The sequence below is a fragment of the Spirillospora sp. NPDC049652 genome (assembly GCF_040675125.1).
In the GTDB taxonomy this organism is placed as follows: domain Bacteria; phylum Actinomycetota; class Actinomycetes; order Streptosporangiales; family Streptosporangiaceae; genus Spirillospora.
The window spans coordinates 1-4,506 of the sequence record NZ_JBFAOF010000603.1; the positions used below are offsets into that span (position 1 = coordinate 1).

General features: G+C 73.8%; 3 protein-coding genes and 1 pseudogene. 1 reads left to right on the top strand and 3 read right to left on the bottom strand.

Features of this window, described 5'->3' with window-relative positions; all coding sequences use genetic code 11:
- Together AB0J52_RS28840 and AB0J52_RS28845 are read right to left on the bottom strand one after the other, a co-directional pair.
- On the bottom strand, positions 1–1,208 hold a 1,208-nt coding region (locus AB0J52_RS28840), incomplete at its 3' end, for an aminotransferase class I/II-fold pyridoxal phosphate-dependent enzyme (RefSeq protein WP_500185645.1).
- A gap of 66 nt (positions 1,209–1,274) precedes the next feature.
- Positions 1,275–2,348, bottom strand: coding sequence for a hypothetical protein (locus tag AB0J52_RS28845; protein WP_500185646.1), 1,074 nt, complete (start codon positions 2,346–2,348; stop codon positions 1,275–1,277).
- A 331-nt stretch (positions 2,349–2,679) separates the two neighbouring features.
- Here AB0J52_RS28845 and AB0J52_RS28850 point away from each other — a divergent pair, with 331 nt between their 5' ends.
- Positions 2,680–3,396: a Crp/Fnr family transcriptional regulator gene (locus AB0J52_RS28850; RefSeq protein ID WP_500185648.1), complete on the top strand. Its 717-nt coding sequence runs from the start codon at positions 2,680–2,682 to the stop codon at positions 3,394–3,396.
- A gap of 151 nt (positions 3,397–3,547) precedes the next feature.
- On the opposite strand, the pseudogene AB0J52_RS28855 reads toward AB0J52_RS28850, so the two are convergent.
- Positions 3,548–4,506 (bottom strand): annotated as a pseudogene (locus AB0J52_RS28855) (DEAD/DEAH box helicase); the annotation flags it as partial.

Below are 4,506 nucleotides of genomic sequence, written 5' to 3' on the forward strand. Positions count from 1 at the left end.
GGGTCCGCCCAGGTCACGGCGCCGACGAGGGTGATCGCGGTGACGGCGAGGGCGCCGAGGGAGGCCGGCAGCGCGGTCAGCAGGGCGTCCGCCGTCGAGTCGTCGTCGGCGAAGGTGAGCTGCGCGCTGATCCGGCGGTGGTCCGACAGGTGCAGGTTGACGTTGTGCTCGGCGCGCACCCAGTCGGCCGCGCGGTAGCCGCTGACCCCGGGCATCCCGGCGATGTCGATGACGACCTGGAGCGGGTCGCGGTCGTACGCGCGCCCGGGGCCGACGAACTCCTCGGCGTTGACGTGCATCCCCGGGATGGCCTCGATCTCGCGCCGGACGCGGTCGGCGAGCTTGAGCGTGTCGCCGAGCAGCCGCTCACCGTCCTCGACCATCTGCCGCCGCCAGCCGTCCAGGCCCGCGTAGATCAGCACGGACGGGCTGGTGGTGCCGAGCAGGTCCTCGCGGGCGCTCAGCACGTCCGGGTCGACCAGGTCGCCCTGGAGGTGGAAGACCGAGCCCTGTTCGAGGCCCGCGCCCATCTTGTGCACCGAGGTGACGCACACGTCCGCGCCCGAGTCCATCGCCCAGGCGGGCAGGTCGGGGTGGAACGGCAGGTGCGCGCCCCAGGCCTCGTCCACGATGAGCGGCTTGCCGTGCCGGTGGCAGGCCGCCGCGATGGCCTCCAGGTCGGCGCACGTCCCGTACGGGGTGGGGCTGGTGACGAGCGCGCCGCGCGCGTCGGGGTGCTCCTCGAACCGGCGCGCGAACGCCTCGGCGGACGGCGGGTGCGCGAGGTGCAGGTCCGGGTCCCACTGCGGCTCGACCCAGATCGGGCGGACGCCGCTGAGGATCAGGCCGGACACCACCGACTTGTGCGCGTCCCGTCCGACCAGCAGCTTCTCGCCCGGTCCGGCGACCGAGAGCATCGCGCTCTTGACCGACAGGGAGCTTCCGCAGGTCGAGAAGAACGTGTGCTCGGCGTGGACGGCGTCGGCCATCAGCTCCTGGGCGCGGGCCAGGATCCCCGCCGAGGACCGGCGGTCGTCCAGGCCCTCGATCGCCAGGACGTCGGACCCGAACACCGCGTCGCCCAGCACCTCCCGCACCCGCGGGTCGGCGCCGCGCCCCTGCTTGTGGCCGGGCGGAGTGAACGGGACGTCGCCGCGCCGGTGGTAGGCGGCCAGCGCGTCGAGCACGGGAGCCTTCGAGTGATCCATGGGGCCGGGGTTCCCCACCCGTCCCGGTTGTAACGTCGGGCCTTCTCCGCGAAGGGGAGGTTCAGGTCACGCCGGGACGAGGTAGACGTGGCTCATCGCCGACCGGTGCTTGGACGCCGAACCGCGCCGGTCGGGCAGCCCGACCGCCGTGCCCTGGACCGCGCCTTCCTGGCCCCGCAGCCAGTCCACCCGCACGTAGGCGTTGACGACCGGCGCGCAGCCCGCCGTCCTCAGGACCTTGAAGTGCGGCGTGTACAGCGGCACCACGGCGTGGTGCACCCAGTACGGGATCGTCCTGGTGACGCTCTTCGTCGCGTCCGTGTGGCAGATCTTCGTATGCCCGGCGTTCCACTGGTTGACGACCAGCGTGAACCGGGCCGTCGAGGAGCCGTTCTTGTCGCAGCCGCGGGCCCGCTGGCACACCTGGTAGTCCACGTCGCCGAAGGCACTGAGTTCGCGGAGCCCGGACGGGAGGGCGGTCACGGGGAGCGCGGGCTGCCGCAGGGTCCGGCGCCTGGAGTCCACCGGCAGGTCGCCGTAGGGGATGTCGTATTCGAGGGGCTTGCCGTTCGCCGCGTTCGCGACCGAGTAGTCGGCGAACCGCAGAGAGCCACCCGCGATCCGCACCGAGGACGTCTGCGGATAGAGCGAGGCGATCCGCGCGTAGGTCGTGCACGTCGCCGTCGTGGCGGCCCCGGGGTGCACCAGGAACTTGGTCACGATCCAGTTGTCCTCCCACTGCGGGTTCTCGCCCGTTCCCGCGTAGAGGTTCTGGCCCATCACCAGGTTCTTGCCGCCGCCCCGCCACACGCACCGCACCTCGTTGTCCACCATCGACCGCACGCTGGCCGCGTTCGCGTGCAGCGACGAGACCACGTAGGCGGTCTGGTTCGCCTTCATCGCCAGCCGCACGGTGCCGAGCGCCACGACGTTGTGGTCGATCCCCGTCTTCGGCGGCCTCGGGCCGGTGAGCCGCTGCGTCCTGAACGTGACCGACGTCGCGGCGGCGGCCGCCGGGACGGCGTCCGTGGACGCCGGGACGGCGTTCCTGGACGCGGCCGTGGAGACCGCCGTGGTGACCGCCGCGGCGGCCAGACCGGCGGACGCGGCGCCGACCGCGCCGATGACGATTCGCTTCATGCGTGCCCCCTCGTTCGCGGGAGGAGCCTAGTCGCGGCGATTGGCCCGCGTGGTCCTTTTGGCCCGGCCCGGGTGTTCTCTTGGAGTGAGTCAGAGGACGCAGACGGGATGGGTCGCAGGGGGCAGCATCGGGGGCGGGCAGGGTGTCTGCTTGGGGGGGAGCGGGCGCCGGAGGGGTGCCCCACGAGGTCGCCGAGGCAGATGCGGGAGGTCGGCAGGACAGGTGCCGCAGGAGCGCGCAGTGACGCGGTACGAGGTCCACCGGAGGCGGTCCTCCCGTCCCGACACCGCGAGCCCCCTTCCCCGGGGAGGCTCGGAGAACGGACCCCCGTTGATCGACAGGAAACTCCCGGTGCGCCCCGAGGACTTCTGGGGCGCGCTCACGGCCGCGGAGCGTGACGCGCTGCGGGCGGTGGCACGGCCCAGGACGTTCCCCGCCCGCACGCCGCTGTGCCTGCAGGGCGACGAGTCGGACCACATCATCGTGATCGAGTCGGGCTGGGTGAAGGTCGCCTCGGCCACCGAGGACGGGCACGCCGTGGTGCTCGCCGTGCGGGGGCCGGGCGACCTGGTGTGCGAGAGCGCGGTGCTGGGCGCGCGGCACCGGTCGGCGACGGTGACGGCGCTGTCGGCGGTGCGGGCGCGGGTGGTGCCGGCGGGCCGGTTCACCGCGTTCCTCGACGCGCATCCACGGGTGTGGCGCCTGGTGAGCGGCACGTTCGTGCGGCGGCTGGACGACGCCGACCAGCGGGCCCGCGCGCACGTGGCGGTCCGCGGCGACCAGCGGCTGGCACTGCTGCTGGCGCACCTGGCCGAACTGTCGGCACGGCACGCCCCGCCCGCCCCGGACGGCGGCGTCGACATCGCCCCTCCCCTGTCGCAGCAGGAGCTCGGGTCGTGGATGGACGCCTCCCGCGAGACCGTCGCGCGGGGCCTCAACCGGCTGCGCCAGGAGGGCCTGGTCCGGACGGGCTGGCGGCGGATCACCGTCGTGGACCTGCCGGGACTGCTGGAGTTCGCGCACCGTCCCGCCGAGGACGACGAGTGACCACCTTTACGCTGTAGATCATCGACTGGGGTCGCACGCCCGCCCGGCCAGGCTGGCCGGGAAGACGGCGTCTCCCCGGCCCCCGGCCCGGTCATGGGCCGGGGGGGCCGGGCATGAGCCGCTCGGCCCGGTCAGGTGCCGCTCGGCCCGGTCAGGTGACCGACGTGTAGGCGACGACGCCGCGGCGCATCGCGTCCATCGCGCGGCGCGCGGTCTTGCGCAGGTGGCTGTTGGGCTCGGACGCGTCGGCGACCTGCCCGAGCAGGTCCAAGAGCTGCTTGACGGCGCGGACGAAGTCACCGGCGGTCATGTCGCCGTCCATCAGCACCTCGTCCAGGTCGTCGCCCTTGGCCCACCGGTAGGCGGTCCACGCGAACCCCAGGTCGGGCTCGCGCAGGAACGACACCTGGTTGTCCTTCTCCACCGCGTCCAGCTGCCCCCACAGCCGGACCATCCCGGCCAGGGCCTCCTGCACCGCGCCGCCGGGCGTGCGGGGCGCCGACGCGTCCTCGGGCTGCCGCGACTCGTACACCAGCGCCGACACGCACGCGGCGAGCTGGGCGTGGTCGAGCTTGTCCCACAGCCCCTCGCGCAGCGACTCGGCCGTCAGCAGGTCCAGCTCGTTGTAGATCCGGCCGAGGCGGCGGCCCTCCTCGGTGACCTCCCCGCCGTCGAGGTAGCCGAGCTGCTGCAGGACGGCGCAGACCCGGTCGAACGTGCGGGCGATCACCTGCGAGCGGCCCTCCACCCGGCGGCGCAGCAGGTCGGTCTCCCGCTCCAGCCGGAAGAACCGCTCGGCCCAGCGGGCGTGGTCCTCGCGCTTGTCGCAGCCGTGCACCGGGTGCGCGCGCAGCTCGGCGCGCAGCCGCCCGATCTCCGCGTCGTCCCCGGCCGGGGTGTCGCGGACGCGGCGCCGGTCGCGGGTGTCGTCCGACACCTTGTTGCGCAGCGTGGACGCCAGGTCGCGGCGCATCTGCGGGTTGCGGGGGCTGAACGACTTCGGCACCCGGATCCGGTCGACCGGCTCCACCGGCCGCGGGAAGTCCTGGATCGACAGCCGCTGCACCGACGCCCCGGCGGTCAGCACCAGCGGCGCGGCCCCGTCCGAGC